This is a genomic window from Streptomyces sp. 7R007 (genome assembly GCF_054850255.1).
This window is the reverse complement of sequence record NZ_JBTWMV010000006.1, coordinates 1-18567: the sequence shown is the minus strand read 5'-3', so window position 1 is coordinate 18567 and position 18567 is coordinate 1. Positions and strand designations below refer to the sequence as shown.

Genomic DNA, 18567 nt, shown 5'->3' with positions numbered 1-18567 from the left:
AGCCGCTGTTCAGCGGCCTCACGAAGCCGTACTCGGCGTACGGCTTGCTGGCGGCGGTGCACCGGACGGTGCGGTCCGGTCCCGGGGTCTGGCCCGGGACCGGACCGCACACTCAGATCAGCTCAGGCCCTCGATGGTGGTGCGGACCTTGGAGATGATGTCGTCGGGGATGGGGGCGTACTTCAGGCCGGTGAGGACGTTCTGGCCGTCCTCGGAGGCGATGTAGCGCAGGAACGCCTTGGTGGCGGGCAGGGTGTCCGCCTTGTTGCCCTTGTCACAGACGATCTCGTAGGTGACCAGGGTGATCGGGTAGGCGCCGTCGGCCTTGGTGGCGTAGTTCAGCTGGAGCGACAGGTCCTTGCCCGTACCCACGACCTTGGCGTCGGCGATCGCCTTGGAGGCGGAGTCGCTGCTCGGGGCCACGGCGGAGCCGGCGCCGGTGTCGATGCTGACGGCCTTCATGCCGTCGGCGACGTAGGACAGCTCGAAGTAGCCGATGGCACCGTTGGTCTGCTTGACCTGGGCCGCGACACCGGAGGACTGCGCGGCGGACTGACCGCCCTTGGCCTGCCAGGCCTTGCCGCCGGAGTACTTCCAGTCGTTCGGCGCGGCGGCGATCAGGTACTTGGTGAAGTTGTCCGTGGTGCCGGACTCGTCCGAGCGGTGGAAGGCCTGGATCTTGGTGTGCGGAAGCTTCGCCGACGGGTTCAGCTTCTTGATGGCCGCGTCGTCCCAGTAGGAGATCTTGCTGTCGAAGATCTTGGCGAGGGTCGAGGCGTCGAGGACCAGGTTGTCCACGCCGGAGAGGTTGTAGCCGACCGCGATCGGGCCGCCGACCATCGGCAGGTCGATGCCCTGGCCGCCGGAGCAGACCTTCTTGGACGCGGTGACCTCTTCGGGCTTCAGCGCGGAGTCGGAGCCGGCGAAGGCGAGCTGGCCCTGGGTGAAGGAGGTGACACCCGCACCGGAACCGCCGGCCTTGTAGTTGATCTGGACGCCACAGGCCTTGGAGAAGTTCGCCACCCACGCGTCGATGGCGTTCTTCTGCGCGGAGGAGCCGTCGGACAGCAGCTGGCCCTTGGCGTTGTCACACTTGATCGAGCTCGCGCCGGTCGTGGCGGACGCGCTGCTGTCGCTGCCGCTGCTGGTGTCGTCCGAGCCGCACGCCGTGAGGACCAGGGCGCCGGTGGCGGCGAGAGCACCGAGAGCAAGGGCCCGCCGGTTCATGCGCTGAAGCTTCACTTGAGGGAGATCCTTCCAGTAGCCGCCGTCCTGAATCGGCGGCGTGCGAAAGTCCGGATGATGGGGACACGTCCTCGGAGGCGGCCCGCATCGCGTAAGGCCGAAATTAGGCAGATCAGGTGAAGGCGCCTATGGCCGTAAATGAACGCAAGGTGAACCCCTGCAGACGTTGTGGTTAGGTCACGGAACGCTCACGGGGAGGGCACGTGGAGGTTCCGGCCCCACGGTGACACAGGAGTGACAGTTCTCCTGGAACCCCTGCGTCCGGCGAGCCGTCTCGTTCCCCGAGAGCCATCGGGAGGCAGAACATGGAACGGCGTACGTTCATAGGCGGCGGCGCGGCGGCCGTCGCGGGGGTCACCATGGCCGCCTGCCGGGGTGGCGGCTCCGCCGACGCGGCGAGCGGCACGAGGGCCGTCTCCGCGTCCGGTGCGCCGGTCCGGGCCGCCGCGAACTGGTCCGCCCTGGCCCGCGATCTCGACGGCAGCCTGGTGCGGCCGGGCGACGCGCAGTGGAACACCGCCCGCCGCCTGTACAACACCCGCTTCGACACGCTGAAACCGGCGGCGGTCGCCTACGTCGCCCACACGGACGACATCCGGACGGTCCTGGCCTACGCCCGCGCCCACGGCGTCCGGGTCGCCGTCCGCAACGGCGGCCACTCCTACGCCGGCTGGTCCTCGGGCAACGGCACGCTGGTCCTCGACGTCTCCCGGCTGAACTCCCTGCGGGTCGGCGGCGGTTCGGCCGTCGTCGGCGCCGGCGCCAAACTGATCGACGTCTACCGGGGCCTGGCGGCGAAGGGCGTGACCATACCCGCCGGCTCCTGCCCCACCGTCGGCGTCTCGGGCCTGGTCCTCGGCGGCGGCCACGGCGTGGTCTCCCGGGCCTACGGGCTGACCTGCGACAGCCTCACCCAGGCCACGCTCGTCACGGCGGACGGCAGGCAGCTGGTGGCGAACGCGCGCGAGAACAAGGACCTGTTCTGGGCGCTGCGCGGCGCGGGCAACGGCAACTTCGGCGTGGTGACCGAGCTGCACTTCCGGACCCACCCGGCGCCGCAGGCCGTGTCGGCGTACGTGACCTGGCCGTGGTCGCGGGCGGCGGCGGTGGTGCGGGCCTGGCAGGAGTGGGGTCCGGACCAGCCGGACGAGATCTGGTCCTCCTGCCATCTGGAGAACGGCGGTTCGCCCTCCGTCGCCGTCGCCGCGTTCTCCCTCGGCACCTACGGCGAGCTGCAGAACGCGCTGGACCGGCTGGCCGCGAAGGTCGGCGCCGCCGCACGCAGCGTGACGCTCAGGCGGCACTCGTACGAGGAGGCGATGGAGGCCTACGCCGGCTGCTCGTCCTTCCCGACCGAGGCCCAGTGCCATCTGCCCGGTTCGACGCCGGGCCGCAGCCCGCGGGGGGCGCTGAACCGGGAGACGTACGCGGCCCGCTCCGACTTCTTCGACCGCTCGATCTCCTCGGCCGGCGTCCAGACCCTGCTCCGGCAGGTCGCGGCGGTGCGCGGCGGCTCGGGCAGCGTCGCCCTCACCGCGCTCGGCGGCGCGGTCAACCGTGTGGCGCCGACGGCGACGGCCTTCGTGCACCGCCGCTCGCGGATGCTGGCCCAGTACATCGCCTCCTGGCAGCCGGGCACGTCCGGCACGACGGCCCAGTCCTGGCTGACGTCGGCGCACGGCGCGATGAAGCCGTACGCCTCGGGGGCCGCGTACCAGAACTACACGGACCCGACGCTGACGGACTGGCGCAAGGCGTACTACGGCGACGCGGCGGGCCGCCTGGCACAGCTGAAGAAGCAGTACGACCCGGACCGCTTCTTCACCTACCCGCAAGCGCTCTGAGCGGCCCGGCCCGACGCCTCGTCAGGCCGCCAGGTCCCGCTCCTCCGAGCTCACGGCCTCTTTGCGGGCGCCCGGGATCACCGCCTCCCGCTCCACGGACCCCCGCCCTCCGGCGCGGACCAGCCACCGCCCGTGCGGCGAGCGCTCCACGGCCTTCATCAGCGGGGTGAGCAGGGCCATGGCGAGCGGCGACAGCAGCAGCGCGACCGCCGTGCCGAGCGCGAACCCGCCGACGACGTCGGTCGGGTAGTGCACGCCCATGTAGACCCGGCAGAACCCTTCGAGCAGCGCGAGAGCGATGCCGGCGAGCCCGAACCTCCGGTGGGCGACGAAGAGTCCGACACCCAGGGCCATGGCGATGGTCGCGTGGTCGCTGACGAACGAGTAGTCGGTCTTGCCGGAGACGAGGACGTCCAGCCCCTGGTGCTCCCGGAACGGCCGGGGCCGCTCCACGAACCCCCGTATCGGCACGTTCACCAGCACCGCGAGCCCGGCCGCGAGCGGCGCCCACACCAGGGCGGCCACGGAGGCGGCGGCGTCCTCGCCGCCCTTCCGGCGCACGGACCACCAGCACCACAGCACCAGCAGCACCAGGGCGAGCAGCAGTCCGTACTCGCCGACGAACTCCATGATCCGGTCGAACCAGTGCGGGGCGTCCTTGGCGAGGCCGTTGATGTCATAGAGCAGGTCGACGTCGGGGTTCGACCCGGATTCGGCGAGTCCAGCCATCGTGCTGCGGCCCCTTCGTCGTCTCTCTCGGCGTGCTCGTGCGCACGCCGCTGCTGCCACCCCCGTGGTCGGCTCCGTCAACAGGAACGCACGGCCCCGGTTGATACGTTCCACACTCCACCGAATGATCACGCAGACGTTATCGAAGAGAGACACATCACTGCAGCTCAGGGGGGAGTTTCACACTCGGTTCAGACCGTCGTGGGGAGTGCTTTCGCGCCATCTTCGGTGACCCGGGTGGCGCCGAAGTAGTCCGCGGTGTCGATGGGGTCGAACCGGATCACGGCACCGGTCCGCGGCGCGTCGATCATGTACCCGCCGCCCACGTAGATGCCCACGTGGTGGATGGCGCGGGAGTTGGTGGGGTCGTTGGAGAAGAAGACCAGGTCGCCGGGGAGCAGCTCGTCCCGTGCGGGGTGCGGCCCGGCGTTGTACTGGTCGTTGGCCACCCGCGGCAGCTCGATCCCCACGCTCTCGTACGCGGCCTTGGTCAGCCCCGAGCAGTCGAAACGACCGCCGTCGGCGGCGGTGCCGTTGCCGCCCCAGAGGTAGGGCGTGCCGAGCTTCTTCTGCGCGTAGTAGATGGCCCCGGCGGCCTGCTTGCTCGGGTCCACCCGGGTCACGGGCGCGGCGAAGCTCTCCTCCAGCGTGGTGATCGTCTTGACGTAGTTCTGCGTCTCCTTGTACGGCGGCACGCCTCCGTACTTGATCACCGCGTAGGCCCCGGCGTTGTACGAGGCGAGCATGTTTTCGGTCAGATTCCCGGGTACGTCCTTCACGTACGACGCCAGCTTGCAGTCGTACGACGCCGCGGACGGAATGGCATCCTCCGGATCCCACACGTCCTTCTTGCCGTCCCCGTTCCCGTCGATCCCGTGGGTGGCCCAGGTGCCGGGAATGAACTGCGCTATCCCTTCGGCGGCCGCCGCACTCCTCGCGTTCGGGTTGAAGCCGCTCTCCTGGTAGAGCTGGGCGGCGAGGAGGGCCGGGTTGAGGGCGGAGCACAGGTTGCCCCACTTCTGCACGATGGCCGAGTAGGCGGCCGGCACGGACCCCTTGGCGAGCGCCTTCGTGCTCCCGCCGACCCCGTTGACGAGGTTCCCGGCGACGACGTAGACCCCCACGACGAGCAGCATCACGAAGGACAGTGCGGCGCCGACCGCAACGGTCGCTACGATCCATGCCTTACGCACCGTCAACCGCCCCTCTGCACGCCGGAGTCCGTCGCCCACGTCAGTGTAGGGGCGCCTCCTGTCATCCGGGGTGATCACGCAGAAGGAGAAACCGCACGTGGCGACGCCATACCCGCCCCAGAACCCGGTTCCGGGCAACCCGTACGCGACGCAAGGGGGTTATGGGACAGGCGGGGGGCAGTATCCGGCCTACGGGGTGCCGCAGGGGTACGGAGTGCCGCAAGGTCCGGGCGGGCCGCAGGGGTTCGGCGCGGCACCGCAGGCGTACGCACCGGCCGCTCCCGTGCCCGCTCCCGCCCCCGCCCTCTCCTGCCGCATATGCGGTGCGTTCCCGGCCCGCGAGATCACCATCCGCCGGCACACGGGACTGCTGGTCGCCCTGCGCTGGGGGAAGGTGGAAGGGCCGCTGTGCCGTTCCTGCGGGGTCGCCGTGCACCGTGAGATGACGACCCACACGCTGGCGGCCGGCTGGTGGAGCCCGGTGTCGCTGCTCGCCGCCCCGCTCACCCTGCTGTGGAACCTGTTCGTGCACTTCAGGCTGGCGAGGTTCCCGCAGCCGTCACCGTCGCCGACGGGCGTGGTGCTGGACCCGGGCAAGCCGGTCTTCCACCGTCCGCTCGCCTATGTACCGCTGCTCCTGCCGGTGCTGTGGCTGGCCCTGTACGTCTGGAACCAGTCGAACTACTGACGACCGTCACGGATCGGCGGCCGCGTCCTCGTACAGCTCGGCCGCCTCGGTCCCCAGCACCACGCTGTAGGAGATGTCGGCGGTGGCCCCGCCGTGCTCGTGCCCGCCGACGACCCCGACCACCTGCCCGTCGCCGTTGACCCAGGGGCTGCCGCTGGTCCCGCCGGTGAAGTCGGGGCAGGCTATGCGCTGCTGGGTACGGCTGTGGGCGGTCGGCTTGTTGGTGCAGCTGATCGGCACCTCGCGGGAGCTGGGGTACCCGGTGACGGTGACGGCGGTGGCCCCGGTGGCGGTCCGGGTCGCGAACCGGTTCCCCCCGACGACGTCTTCGACCCCCTTGCCGTCCCGGTCCTCGAGGACGGCGAAGGCGACGTCGCTGTCCTCGTCCTGCCCGTCGGCCCACCCGTCGGGCAGGAACCGCCGCCGCACCTTCCAGACGCCGTGGGGCGCCCGGCCGTCCCCGTACCCGGGCACGAACACGAGATCGCCGGCGTCGTCCCCGTCCAGGCAGTGCGCGGCGGTGACGATGAGGTCGCGGTGCGGACTGCGCACGACGGAGGCGGTGCAGAAGTGCCCCCCGGCGAGCCGCGAAGGGGCCCGGCCGGCACCGAACAGCGCCCCGACCCGCGCGCTCTGCGCCGTGGCCGCGGCCACCACGGTGACCCCGAGCGGCCCGGGCCCGTCATCGGCCGAGGCGAGCGAGGCGGAGGTGACACCCGACGCGACCAGCACGATCGCGACGTACAGGGGACTGGTGATGCGGTGAGTGCGCTTCATCGGGGCCACTGTGTCGTACGAAGGTGAGAGGAACGTCAGACAAACCAGCCGAACCGGTCAGACACCACACTCACGATACGACGCCCCGAGCACCCCCGCCTCCGCAGTGCCGGGAGGCCGGCCGCAACCCCCACGAAAGCACCGTCAGTGCGGTCAGGGGGACCAGGAACGCCAGTTCCGAGAGCTGGTAGTCCGCGGCGAGGTGGGAGGCGATCGCGCCGGTGTCGGCGAAGAAGACGCCCGCGTAGGCCCACTCCTTCAGGAGCGGGAAGCCCGGCGCGAGGAGGGCCGGGGCGGCCAGGAGTTTCCAGGTGCCGAGGATGACCAGGAAGTACGAGGGGTAGCCGAGGTGCTCCACCACCCCCCGCACCTCCGGCACCCTCAGCACGTCCCACACCCCGCCGGTCACCAGCTCCGCGCTGACCAGCGACGTCGCCGTCCAGTACCCGACCCCGCGCATGGCGTCACCTCCCGGCTCCCCGTTCCGTCACCTCCCTGACGGCCGGAGCCCGGCGCATGTGACCGGCGCGATCGGAACGCGGTCAGGGCCGCGGCCCGTCCGGGTCCGCGGGGGCGGCGGTGAGCAGTTTCCCGGCCAGTGCCCGCAGCCGTACCCGCTCCTCCCCCGTCAGCGCGGCCGTCAGTTCCGCCACCCGCCGGCTCATCTCGGCCGTGCACGCCTCCGCCAGCTCCCGCCCGTCCGGCGTCAGGCCGACCAGTACGCCCCTGCCGTCCACCGGCGACGGCGCCCGCCGCACCAGCCCCCGCTTCTCCGCGCGCCCGACCAGCCCCGTCATCGAGGACTTGTCCAGACCGAGGTGCCGGGCGAGTTCGAGCATGCCGGGCCGCCGGTCGCGCAGGATGCCGAGCAGACGGACCTGCGCCATCGAGAGGTCGTGCGCGGCGGCGACGTCCGCCAGCAGCCCCTGCACCAGGAACGACAGCTGGACCAGGGAGTCCACCGTCTTCTGCGCTTCCACGTCGGTGTCCGACACAGGGCCTCCTCGCTTCCCGTATCCGGCAACCCCCAGATAGTACGTGTCACAAACCTCTTGACCTAGTACGCGCCGCAAACTACCGTCGCGGACGGAAGTAGTACGCGACACAAACCATTCATGCCGCAGCGCGACACCCCCGACAGACGTCGTCCGACAGGGAGCCCGCCCATGCACGCAGCCGTCGTCCATTCCTTCGACGCCCCGCCCCGCTACGACACCGTCCCCGCGCCCACCCCCCGCACGCCCGACGAAACCCTCGTCGACGTCCTCGCCGCCGGTCTCCACCCCCGCGTCCGTTCCGCCGCCGACGGCACCCACTACACCTCCGCCGGCACCCTCCCCCTCGTCCCCGGCGTCGACGCCGTCGGCCGCGCTCCCGACGGCGAGCTGCTCTACTTCGTCGCCCCCGACGACGCCCCCGGCACCATGGCCGAGCAGGCCCTCGCCGACCGCCGCCGGGCCGTCGCCCTGCCTCCGGGCACCGATCCCGTCGCCGTCGCCGCCGCGATGAACCCCGGCATGTCCTCCTGGGTCGCCCTGCGCCGCCGTACCGCCCTCGCGCCCGGCGCCCACGTGCTGGTCCTGGGCGCGACCGGCAACGCGGGGCGGCTCGCCGTCCAGATCGCCAGACATCTCGGCGCCGGCCGTGTCACCGCCGCCGGCCGCGACCCCGAACGCCTCGCCCTGCTGGCCGGCCTGGGCGCCGACGCCACCGTCCCGCTCGACGACCCCCGGGGCCTCGCGGTCGCCGCCGACGCCGACGTCGTCCTCGACTACCTCTGGGGCCGGGCCACCGAGGCCGCCCTGCCCGTCCTGCTCACCGCCCGCACCGACCGCGCCAAGCCGCTCACCTGGATCCAGATCGGCTCCATGGCGGGCACCGAACTCACCCTGCCCTCGCAGTACCTGCGCGCCGCCGACCTCCACCTCCTGGGCAGCGGCCAGGGTTCCGTCAGCACGGCCGGCATCCTCGCCGAACTCCCCGCCCTGGCCGCGGAGATCACCTCCGGCGCCTTCGCGGTCGACCCGGCGCCCGTCCCCCTCAAGGACGTCGAGCAGATCTGGCGGGCCCCCGTTCCGACCGGTCGACGGATCGTGCTCACCCCCGCCCTCTGACGCCGCCCAGCACCCGACCGGCATCCGACCAACGCGCGCCAAGCTGTGCGTCCTCTGTGCCCAGGGTCAAGCCGCTCCCATCCCCCCTCCATCCGGCCCCCATCGCCCCCTAAACCGCCAACGCCCTTCAGTAATGCGGAAGTCAGAATTCCCGGACCCGCCTTGTTTGTCGCGTACTCAACAAGGGATCGTCGTCGCGGGCCGCCGCCTCCGGAACAGGCCGCGAGGAAGGGCGTCAGGCCGGCCGCCGTCCCCCCGAAGGCGTCCGCCGACATCCCGCGATCGGCTACGGCACCCCGAGGGCGTGGACGCCTTCACCGGCCGAGCGCGCCGCCCGTGCGGGGAGTGCGTGGGGCCTTCCCGCGCGCACGGCAGGAGGAACGGGTCACGGCAGCCGGCCGTGACCCGTTTTTTCCGCGCCGGCCCGTGCGCTTTCCATGCAACTCCCTTGAACCGCCTGTGTGTTGAGTAAAAGCCTGAACCAGCTTCAGTAAGCCGGAAGTCAGGATTCCGTAACTCCCTTGTTGTCGCGTACTCAACAAGAGAGCCTCGACGCGGGCCGCCGCCCGCCGCCGGGGAACCCGTACCGGCGGCACGCACCCGCACGTCCTGTTCCACCCCATCAGGAACATCAGGAGGCTGCTCGATGCGTTCCACTCCCCCCAACAGACCGTCCACCCGACGGGGCTGGCGCCGCATAGGCACCGCCACAGCGGCGACGGCCGCCCTGCTCCTCACCGGCTTCGGCACCGCCGTCCAGGCCGACGCGGCACAGTCCGCCGCCCCGACGAAGGTGACGTACACCGCCACCCCCTGCTCCGTCCCGGCGCACAAGGGCGAACTCGCCTGCAACTCCTACCGTGTGACGGGCGGTCTGACCGCCTTCCAGAAGCAGCAGGCGGCACGCACCGGCGTCACCCCCAAGGCCGCCGACGCCTCCACCCCCTCCGGGTACGGCCCCACCAACCTCCAGGCCGCCTACGGCCTGACCTCCGCGGCCGCCTCCAACGGCTCCGGCGAGACCATCGCCATCGTCGACGCCTACGACGACCCCAACGCCGAGGCCGACCTCGCCACCTACCGCTCGTACTACGGTCTGTCCGCCTGCACGACGGCGAACGGCTGCTTCAAGAAGGTCAGCCAGACCGGCTCGACGACCTCCCTGCCCTCCGCCAACACCGGCTGGGCCGAGGAGATCTCCCTCGACCTCGACATGGCCTCCGCCATCTGCCCGAAGTGCAACATCCTCCTCGTCGAGGCGACCTCCGCCACCATGGCCAACCTCGGTACGGCCGTGAACCGTGCGGTCACCCTGGGCGCCAAGTACGTCTCCAACAGCTACGGCGGCTCGGAGTCCTCCAGCGACACCTCGTACGACTCCTCGTACTTCAACCACCCCGGCGTCGCCATCACCGTCAGCGCCGGCGACAGCGGCTACGGCGCGGAGTACCCGGCCGCGTCGAAGTACGTGACCTCCGTGGGCGGCACCAAGCTCTCGACGTCCTCCTCCACCACCCGCGGCTGGACCGAGACCGTCTGGAAGACCTCCAGCACCGAGGGAACCGGCTCCGGCTGCTCCTCGTACGACGCGAAGCCGACCTGGCAGACCGACACCGGCTGCTCCAAGCGCACGATCTCGGACGTCTCCGCGGTGGCCGACCCGGCGACCGGCGTCTCGGTCTACGACTCCTACGGCATCACCGCCGGCTGGTACACCTTCGGCGGCACCAGCGCCTCCGCGCCGATCATCGCCGGCGTCTACGCCCTCGCCGGCACCCCGTCCTCGTCCTCCTACCCGGCCTCCTTCCCCTACGCGAAGGCCGGCACCTCCGCCCTCAACGACGTGACCAGCGGGAACAACGGCTCCTGCACCACCACCTACCTGTGCACCGCCCAGTCGGGGTACGACGGCCCGACCGGCTGGGGCACCCCGGAGGGCGTCTCGGCCTTCACCGGCTGACCGCCCCGCCCCGGTGAGGGGGCCCCGGCGCCCGAGCGCCGGGGCCCCCTCCGCCTGTTCCCCCTCCACCCGTCCCGCATGAGAACATCGACCCGAAACCTCACCTGAACGGCCGTCACCGACCCGACCGGGCCGTAAGGAAGGTCAACGACGAAATCACACAAAGGTTCCGCTCAGGCCTCATTGCCCGGCGTGACCAGCCGTGATACACAGAGTGACCGAGCGTGCTTTTCGTACGAAACCCGCCAGGCAATGGCGCCAAGTCGACATACGACGGCGGCATCGTCAGCGAGAATGAGCCTGACCTCTGCATCCCCGCAGGGGACCGAGGAACGGAACTACCCACCAGGGGCGGTGACTTACATGCTCTTTGCGGCCGACAAGGGAGACATCAACACCATCATCGGCGGGATCGCTCCGGACTGGGGCCCCTTCGGCAGCCTGGGCAACGAGGCCAAGGTCATGATCGAGGTCGTGATGGCGGTCGCCATCCTGCTCTGCCTCGGCATCGCCGTGTGGGGCGCGGCCAAGCAGCGCATCGGCGCGACGGCGCTGCGCGACACCTTCAGCGCGGAGCAGGGCAAAGGCCTCATCATCGCCGGGCTGACCGGGGTCTTCATCATCGGATCCCTGGGCACGCTCTTCACCATCGTGTACGGCATGGCCGTCTAGCAGGCCCTTCCCCCTCCCTCCCCGGGCACGCCCGGTCGTCCCCTCCCGGCTGAGGTTGCGTTTCCCTGATGTCGAGTCACCACACCGCGCCCGCGCGGGAACCAGCACGGCTACCGTCGTATGTCTACGAGGTGGAGAGGGCGTACGCGGCATGAGTCTCGGAGACGAGGGGCACACCCGGACCACGCTGCCGGACGGCGGCGACGTGTACGGAGGCGCACGGAGGGGGGGCCGGTCGTCGTCCCGGAGCCTGGTGACGGTGGTCGGCGTGGTGGTCCTCCTGATCGCAGCAATCGCCTTCGCGAACCGCGGAGGCGACGACTCCGCCGGCGAGAACACCGCCGGCTCCAAGCCGGACACATCCTCCACAACAGCCTCCGGCACAAAGCCGGTCACAACAAAGGCCGGCGGCATCCCGACGGGGTTCGCGCATGACGAACAGGGGGCGCAGAGTGCGGCGGCCAATTACGCCACGGTGCTGGTCTCTGCCGACATCCTCAAGCCGGCCAGGCGGGCCCAGATCGTCCACCAGGTCTTCGTGGCCGACAAACAGGCCGCGCTCCAGAGCCAGCTCGACAAGGCGTACTCAAAGGACTTCCTGAGCAAGCTCGGGCTGGATCAGAACGGCAACGCAGCCGCCGGCAACGCCTACGTGTCACGCACCGTTCCGATCGGCACCAAAACCGTCGGCTATTCGGACACCACGGCCACGCTTGACGTCTGGTGCACCGGGCTCTACGGCACAGCGGGGGAGACCTCGACCAACCCTGTGACCAGCGACTGGTTCACCATGACGCTCCAGCTGCGCTGGGCGGACAGTGACTGGAAGGTCGACAGCTTCTCGCAGAAGGACGGCCCCGCCCCCGTCCCGGGCGACGACAAGGCGTCCAGCGCCGACGAAATGGCCAAGGCCGTCCAGGAGTACGGAGGCTTCACCTATGCCCGGTAGCCGCGCACTCAAGATCACCGCTGTTCTCGCAGCCGTACAGACCACGGCCGTACTGTTGGCCACGCGTGCCGCCGCCGCGCCCTCTCCCTCACCTACGGCGTCGGACGACAAGTGCGACCTCATCGTCGGCCCCGCCAAGCAGTACTGCGAACGCGGCAACAACGACAAGGGCGCCGGTGGGTCCACTTCGCTCGACCCCACCTCCACCCTCGACCCCCTCTCCTCCCTCGCCAAGGGCTGTGCCAAGGCCGCGTCCTGGACCATCGGGAAGCTCAGTGACGCCGTGAAGGAGACCGCCAACGTCGACTTCACGAACCAGAAGTTCCTTCAGCAGTACGCCGTCGTGTTCGCCGCCTCCTCCATCCTCACCCTCCTGCTGTGGCTCCTCGCCGTCGCCAAGCGAGCCGTCAGGGGCGTCCCCCTGACCACCGCCATCTCCGAAGCCGTCGGCTTCCTCTGGCTGACCGTGCTGGCCTCCGCCTTCACCCCCCTGATCCTCTACACCGTCGTCTCCGCCGCGGACGGCGTCACCGACGTCCTCGCGAAGGCGACCGGCGACCAGGCGGACACGTTCTTCGGCACCTTCTCCGGCGCCCTCAACCAGGGCACCGACATCGGCGGCGGCCCCATCATGCTGATCGTCGTCTCCCTGGTCAGCATCCTCGCCGCCGGCGTCCTGTGGCTGGAGCTCGTCATCAGAGCCGCCCTCCTCTACGTCGGCGCCCTCCTCGGCACCGTCGTCTACGCCGGCCTGGTCGACAAGAACCTGTGGGGCCACGTCCGCCGCTGGGCCGGCATCATGATCGCCGTCATCCTGGTCAAGCCGGTCATCGTCATCGTCCTCGGCCTGGCCGGCGCCCTGTCGTCCGACAACGGCCCGGACGCCTTCTCCGCCGTCGTCTCCGGCCTCGCCATCATCCTGCTCGCCATCTTCGCCAGCGCGATGATCTACCGCTTCGTCCCCGGCTTCGGCGACGAGATCGCCAACAGCCGCAGCAACCGCATCATGCAGGGCGCCGAGAGCAAGGCCGCCGCGGTCATCAGCAGCCCCGCCACCCTGGTCGCCCAGGGCATCAAGACCCACAGCACCCGGGCCAACGACAACGGGGGCGGCGGCCAGTCGTCCTCGGGCGGCGGCGGCCCCCGCCCGGCCAACCCGGCCACCGGCGGCGTCGCGGCGCACAGCACCCGCACCCCGAACGGTGGTGGCGGCGGATCTGTCCCCTCCGCCGCACCCGCACCCCGTTCGGCCAGCCCGGTGAACACCCCGCACGCCAGCAACACCCGCAACAGCAGTACCAACCGCACGGGAGGTGAAGGGCGTTGACGACCGAGTCCCACCTGTCCCATCCGGTCACGCCCCGCCGTACATATCTCATCGGCCGCGCCCGGCCGAACGCGATCATCGGCCGGAACCGCGAGTCCGGCGAGATCGCGCTGATCATCGCGGGCGCGTTCCTCGGCATGATGTGCGGGCTCGTCGTCCCCGTCCTCTCCCTGCGCATCGTGCTGCTGATGGGCTTCCCGCTGCTGGCGCTGGCGGCGGTCTACGTGCCGTACAAGAACCGCACGTTCTACAAGTGGTTCGAGATCAACCGCAGCTACAAGCGCACCCTCAAGCAGGGCACGGTCTACCGCTCGGCGGCCATGGAGGCCGGCACGCGCCTGGACGGGCGGGAGGTCGAGATCGGACCGCCGCCCGGCATCGGCCGTATCACCTGGCTCGCCGCCCCCTTCGGCCCCGACGAGATCGCCGTCCTGCTGCACGCGGACCGCAAGACGGTCACCGCCGCCATCGAGATCGAGGGCCCCGGCGTGGGCCTGCGCGACTCCGAGGACCAGGAAGCCCTCGTCGACCGCTTCGGCACCCTGCTCAAGCACGTGGCCAACGGCGACGGCTTCGTCACCCGCCTCCAGATGCTCGCCCGCACCCTCCCCGCCGACCCCGACGCCCACGCCAAGGACGTCGCCGTCCGCGGGGACGACAAGGCGCCGGGATGGCTCCAGCAGTCGTACGACCAGCTTCAGTCCATGGTGTCGACCAGCAGCGAGCAGCACCGCGCCTACCTGGTCGCCTGCATGCACTACACCCGCGAGCTGGCGGCCGAGGCGCAGGCCATGGCGCGGGCGGCCCGCCCGCACAGCGGCCGCAAGGTCGACCGGGACGCGGGACTGGCCGTCGTCATGGCCCGCGAGCTCACCGACATCTGCTCGCGCCTGCAGGAGGCCGACATCCGCGTCCGCCAGCCCCTCGGGCAGGGCCGGCTCGCCTCCCTCATCCACTCCATGTACGACCCCGACCACCCGATCGACCACATCCAGGCGATGACCAAGCGCAACGCCTGGCCGGCCGAGCTCGACGCCATGGAGCCCACCTACCTCCAGGCCAAGACCCGCGAGTCGTCCACCCGCGCGCCCTGGTGCCACGCCACCGCCTGGGTGAAGGAGTGGCCGATGACCCCGGTCGGCGTGAACTTCCTGGCCCCGCTGCTGGTCCACACCCCGGACGTCATCCGAACGGTCGCCGTGACGATGGATCTCGAACCCACCGAGGTAGCCATCGAACGCATGCTGACCGAGAAGACCAACGACGAGGCCGAAGCCTCCCGCGCCGCCAAGATGAACCGCACCGTCGACCCCCGCGACGTGGCCGCCCACACCCGCCTCGACCAGCGCGGCGAGGACCTCGCCAGCGGGGCCGCCGGCGTCAACCTGGTCGGCTACATCACCGTCTCCTCCCGCTCCCCCGAGGCCCTGGCCCGCGACAAGCGGACCATCCGCGCCTCGGCCGGAAAGTCGTACCTGAAGCTGGAGTGGTGCGACCGCGAGCACCACCGCGCCTTCGTGAACACACTCCCGTTCGCCACCGGCATCCGAAGGTAGGGGCTGAGCTCTGATGCGGGATCCGCTGTCCGTCCTCACCGAGGCCTTCACGTCGTTCCTGTTCGGCAAGGTGGAGACGACCCGCCTGCCGGTCCGCACCTCCACCGGCCAGGCCCAGGCCGTCTACCTGCCCACGGCCGCTCCCGGCCTCGGCGACTCGGGCGTGATCATCGGCCGCGAGGTGTACTCCGGCAAGGGCTACATCTACGACCCCTTCCAGCTCTACGGCCAGCAGCTCCCCGCCCCCCACTGGCTGGTCCTCGGCGAGTCCGGCAACGGCAAGTCGGCGCTGGAGAAGACGTACGTCCTGCGCCAGCTGCGCTTCCGCGACCGCCAGGTCGTCGTCCTCGACGCACAGGGCGAGGACGGGGTGGGCGAGTGGAACCTCATCGCGGAGGAGCTGGGGATAACGCCCATCCGGCTCGACCCCACGGCCGCCCTGGACCACGGCATCCGCCTCAACCCGCTCGACCCGGCGATCACCACCACCGGCCAGCTGGCGCTGCTCCGGACGATCATCGAGGTCGCGATGGGCCACGGCCTCGACGAGCGCTCCGGCTTCGCCCTCAAGGTCGCGCACGCCTACGTCAACGAGACGATCGTCGAACGCCAGCCGATCCTGACGGACATCGTCGAGCAGCTACGGCACCCCGAGCCGGAGTCGGCCGAGGCGATGAACGTCGACATAGAGGACGTACGGGCGTGGGGGCTCGACGTCGCCCTGGTGCTGGACCGTCTCGTCGACGGTGACCTGCGCGGCATGTTCGACGGCCCCACCACGGTCGGCATCGACCTCGACGCGCCGCTCATCGTGTTCGACCTGTCCCACATCGACCGCAACTCCATCGCCATGCCCATCCTGATGGCGATCGTCGGCGTGTGGCTGGAGCACACCTGGATCCGCCCCGACCGCAAGAAGCGCATCTTCCTGGTCGAAGAGGCCTGGCACATCATCAACAGCCCGTTCGTGGCCCAGCTGTTCCAGCGGCTGCTGAAGTTCGGCCGCCGTCTGGGCCTGTCCTTCGTGGCGGTCGTCCACCACCTGTCCGACGTCGTGGACGGCGCGGCGGCCAAGGAGGCGGCCGCGATCCTGAAGATGGCGTCGACACGGACGATCTACGCCCAGAAGGCCGACGAGGCACGGGCGACGGGCCGGGTCCTGGGCCTGCCCAGGTGGGCGGTGGAGATCATCCCCACCCTCACCCCCGGCATCGCGGTCTGGGACGTCAACGGCAACGTCCAGGTGGTCAAGCACCTGGTCACCGAGACCGAACGCCCGCTGGTCTTCACCGACCGCGCGATGACCGAGTCCTCCAGCGACCTGGCCGACGACGCCCTGCGCGCCGCGGAACTGGAGGCCGAGGAGCGGGCGGCGGCCTTCGTGGAGCAGCACGTCGGGGACTCCGAGTCGACGGTGGCGTAGGGAGGCGGCAGTGGTCAGACCGGAGGACCGCCGGCGGGAAGGCCGGGAGGGCCAGGGCGGCATCCCCGACGGGCTGCTGGTCGGCATACTCGCCTTCCTGCTCGGCATGACCCTGCTGGTCTGGTCGGCGACCGGACTGGCCGGGCTGTTCGCCCAGGGCTCCTGGCCCACCGGCGTCACCTTCACCCGCACCCCCCTGGCCATGCGCCACCTCATCGGCCGGCCGCACGACATCGCCGGCGCCTGGCCGGACACCCCGACCGCCCAGCTGTCGGGGTACGGCCTGTTCTGGGGCCTGTTCATCGGCCAGCTGATGGTCCTGTTCGTCCTGACCGTGTTCGCGATGGGGACGCTGGCCCGTTGGCGCGCGGGGCGCATAAGGCGGCGCGCCGAGCGGACGACGGCGCTCGGGAAGGCGACGGCCGCGGCCGAGGCCGTGCGGGAGGAGCCGGAGCCGACACCTGCGCCGACGCAGGTGTACGAGGCGCCGGTCGCGGTCGTGCACGAGGTGCCCGTACAGCGCACGGAACCCGCGCCGGCGCTGCCCACGGAGCCGGTCCTGGGCCTGCCGAACGGCGCGGTGCACTACGGACCCCCTGCGAGCCGCCGACCGGCCGCCACCCAGGCCGTACGCGACGCCGAGGGCCCGGCCCTCGTCATCACCTCCAACCCGGCCGTCTGGTCGGACACCAAGGACGCCCGCGCGAAACTGGGCCCGATCCTCCTCTACGACCCCACCCACCTCTGCGACACCCCGGCCCGTCTCCACTGGTCCCCCACCGCGGGCTGCGAGGACAGACAGACGGCCACCGCGAGAGCCGCCGCGATACTCGCCCCCGTCCGCCCCACCGCCAAGCTCGACCAGGCCCTCTCGGCGACCGCCGAAACGCTCCTGCGCAGCTACCTGCACGCCGCCGCCGTGGACGGCCGCACCATCCGCCACGTCCACCGCTGGTCCCAGGGCACCCAGGTCCAGGACGCGGTCCGCATCCTGCGCACGAACCCCAAGGCGTCCCCCGGCTCCGCCGGCGAGCTCGAAGCGGAGCTCACCGCCCACCCCGAACGCCGTGACATGGCTCAGGAGTTGACCAGCCGCGCACTGTCCTCACTCTTCACGGTCAACATCCGAGAGGCGTGCACTCCAAACCGAACCGATGCCCTCGCCTTGGATTCCTTCGTGGACGAAGGGGGCACGCTTTATGTGGTGGGGGAATCCATCGAGGACCCCAGGACCAACCCGGGCGCGATGCCCCTCTTGACGGCTCTCGTCTCAAGCGTGGTCGAGCGCGGCCGGCGCATGGCCGAACGGTCATCCTCCGGTCGCCTCGACCCACCACTCACGCTCGTCCTGGACGACGTCGCCGCCGTGGCGCCGCTGCCTCAGCTGCCGGAGCTGCTGGCCACCGGAGCGGACCGGGGCCTGCCGACGCTGGCCCTGCTCCGCTCCCGCGAACAGGGCCGCGCCCGCTGGCCCCACGACGAACTGCCGGTGTGAGGCCCTCCGTCGCCTTCCGGCTCCGCTCAGTCGGCTTCCCGCTCCAGGGCGTACTCCAGCTCCAACTCCCCCTTGGCCTGCGCCAACGGCACGGTCACCCCGGTCGGTGCGAACCCGACCTTCCGATACAGCCGCTGGGCCCGCGTGTTGTCCTCGTGCACGATGAGCCGCACCCGCTCCACGCCCTGCGCCCAGGCCCACTCCAGCCCGGCGTCGAACAGGACCTCCGTCAGCCCTATGCCCCGGCACTCGGGCCGTACGTACACCCCGACGACATGCCCCTGCTTCCGCTCCACCGGAAAGCCGGCCCAGTCGGTCGACCCGGCCTCCTCGATCAGCACGGTCAACGTCCCGACCCACTCGCCGTCCGGACCCTCGGCGATGATCTGCTGCACACCGACGGCTCCCTCGGCACCACTGACGGCACGCTCCTGCCAGAAGGAATCGGGGTGGGCGGCGGCCTGCTCGTAGGTCTCGAGGAAGGCGAGGTGCGCCACCGGATCCCGCAGCGAGGCCAGCCGCAGCGCCTTCACTTCGCGCCACTCGTCGGCGCGCATGGAACGGACCTTGTAGTTCATGCCAGCAACGGTAGCCG

Annotated in this window: 17 protein-coding genes; 10 read left to right on the top strand and 7 right to left on the bottom strand. The window is 70.8% G+C overall.

Annotated elements, in window-relative coordinates; all coding sequences use genetic code 11:
- Positions 1–117: 117 nt before the first annotated feature.
- Positions 118–1242, bottom strand: a complete 1125-nt coding sequence (pstS, locus tag ACYF6T_RS09910) for a phosphate ABC transporter substrate-binding protein PstS (protein ID WP_461695230.1) — start codon at positions 1240–1242, stop codon at positions 118–120.
- Between the two features lie 308 nt (positions 1243–1550).
- Here pstS and ACYF6T_RS09905 point away from each other — a divergent pair, with 308 nt between their 5' ends.
- Positions 1551–3089 carry an FAD-binding oxidoreductase gene (locus ACYF6T_RS09905; protein ID WP_461695228.1) on the top strand — a complete coding sequence of 513 codons (1539 nt, stop codon included), beginning with the start codon at positions 1551–1553 and terminating at the stop codon, positions 3087–3089.
- A gap of 21 nt (positions 3090–3110) precedes the next feature.
- Here the strand turns inward: ACYF6T_RS09905 and ACYF6T_RS09900 are convergent, their stop codons facing one another.
- Both ACYF6T_RS09900 and ACYF6T_RS09895 read right to left on the bottom strand, forming a co-directional pair.
- Positions 3111–3818: a phosphatase PAP2 family protein gene (locus tag ACYF6T_RS09900; protein WP_461695226.1), complete on the bottom strand. Its 708-nt coding sequence runs from the start codon at positions 3816–3818 to the stop codon at positions 3111–3113.
- Positions 3819–4009: 191 nt separating this feature from the next.
- Positions 4010–5017 carry a C40 family peptidase gene (locus tag ACYF6T_RS09895; protein WP_461695224.1) on the bottom strand — a complete coding sequence of 336 codons (1008 nt, stop codon included), beginning with the start codon at positions 5015–5017 and terminating at the stop codon, positions 4010–4012.
- Positions 5018–5225: 208 nt separating this feature from the next.
- Between ACYF6T_RS09895 and ACYF6T_RS09890 the strand changes: the two genes are divergently transcribed.
- Positions 5226–5699, top strand: a complete 474-nt coding sequence (locus tag ACYF6T_RS09890; RefSeq protein WP_461695222.1) for a hypothetical protein — start codon at positions 5226–5228, stop codon at positions 5697–5699.
- Positions 5700–5705: 6 nt separating this feature from the next.
- Here ACYF6T_RS09890 and ACYF6T_RS09885 read toward each other — a convergent pair whose 3' ends face one another.
- The 3 genes from ACYF6T_RS09885 to ACYF6T_RS09875 all read right to left on the bottom strand — a co-directional run bounded on the left by ACYF6T_RS09885 (position 5706) and on the right by ACYF6T_RS09875 (position 7471).
- On the bottom strand, positions 5706–6476 hold the full coding sequence (locus tag ACYF6T_RS09885) for a trypsin-like serine peptidase (protein ID WP_461695220.1): 771 nt from the start codon (positions 6474–6476) through the stop codon (positions 5706–5708).
- A 70-nt stretch (positions 6477–6546) separates the two neighbouring features.
- Positions 6547–6936: a DoxX family protein gene (locus ACYF6T_RS09880; RefSeq protein WP_461695218.1), complete on the bottom strand. Its 390-nt coding sequence runs from the start codon at positions 6934–6936 to the stop codon at positions 6547–6549.
- 82 nt (positions 6937–7018) lie between these two features.
- On the bottom strand, positions 7019–7471 hold the full coding sequence (locus tag ACYF6T_RS09875; protein WP_461695216.1) for a MarR family winged helix-turn-helix transcriptional regulator: 453 nt from the start codon (positions 7469–7471) through the stop codon (positions 7019–7021).
- A gap of 171 nt (positions 7472–7642) precedes the next feature.
- On the opposite strand from ACYF6T_RS09875, the gene ACYF6T_RS09870 reads away from it, so the two are divergent.
- The 8 genes from ACYF6T_RS09870 (at position 7643) to ACYF6T_RS09835 (ending at position 17972) form a co-directional block, all read left to right on the top strand.
- A complete protein-coding gene (locus ACYF6T_RS09870) occupies positions 7643–8590 on the top strand; it encodes a quinone oxidoreductase family protein (RefSeq protein WP_461695214.1) in 948 nt (315 codons plus the stop codon).
- A 646-nt stretch (positions 8591–9236) separates the two neighbouring features.
- Positions 9237–10550, top strand: a complete 1314-nt coding sequence (locus ACYF6T_RS09865; protein WP_461695212.1) for a S53 family peptidase — start codon at positions 9237–9239, stop codon at positions 10548–10550.
- Positions 10551–10913: 363 nt separating this feature from the next.
- Entirely contained in the window at positions 10914–11222 is a 309-nt protein-coding gene (locus ACYF6T_RS09860) for a hypothetical protein (RefSeq protein WP_014673544.1), read from the top strand.
- Between the two features lie 151 nt (positions 11223–11373).
- Positions 11374–12171, top strand: coding sequence for a hypothetical protein (locus ACYF6T_RS09855; RefSeq protein ID WP_461695206.1), 798 nt, complete (start codon positions 11374–11376; stop codon positions 12169–12171).
- Complete coding sequence (locus tag ACYF6T_RS09850) at positions 12161–13498, top strand: hypothetical protein (RefSeq protein ID WP_461695204.1); 1338 nt, start codon at positions 12161–12163, stop codon at positions 13496–13498. The genes ACYF6T_RS09855 and ACYF6T_RS09850 overlap by 11 nt, the downstream gene beginning before the upstream one ends.
- Positions 13495–15054: an SCO6880 family protein gene (locus ACYF6T_RS09845; protein WP_461695203.1), complete on the top strand. Its 1560-nt coding sequence runs from the start codon at positions 13495–13497 to the stop codon at positions 15052–15054. The genes ACYF6T_RS09850 and ACYF6T_RS09845 overlap by 4 nt, the downstream gene beginning before the upstream one ends.
- 13 nt (positions 15055–15067) lie before the next feature.
- Positions 15068–16477, top strand: a complete 1410-nt coding sequence (locus tag ACYF6T_RS09840) for an ATP-binding protein (protein WP_461695201.1) — start codon at positions 15068–15070, stop codon at positions 16475–16477.
- A 10-nt stretch (positions 16478–16487) separates the two neighbouring features.
- The gene (locus ACYF6T_RS09835) at positions 16488–17972 is read left to right on the top strand and encodes a type IV secretory system conjugative DNA transfer family protein (RefSeq protein WP_461695200.1); all 1485 of its coding nucleotides are present in this window, start codon (positions 16488–16490) and stop codon (positions 17970–17972) included.
- A 26-nt stretch (positions 17973–17998) separates the two neighbouring features.
- Here the strand turns inward: ACYF6T_RS09835 and ACYF6T_RS09830 are convergent, their stop codons facing one another.
- Entirely contained in the window at positions 17999–18550 is a 552-nt protein-coding gene (locus ACYF6T_RS09830; protein ID WP_461695198.1) for a GNAT family N-acetyltransferase, read from the bottom strand.
- Positions 18551–18567: the final 17 nt, after the last annotated feature.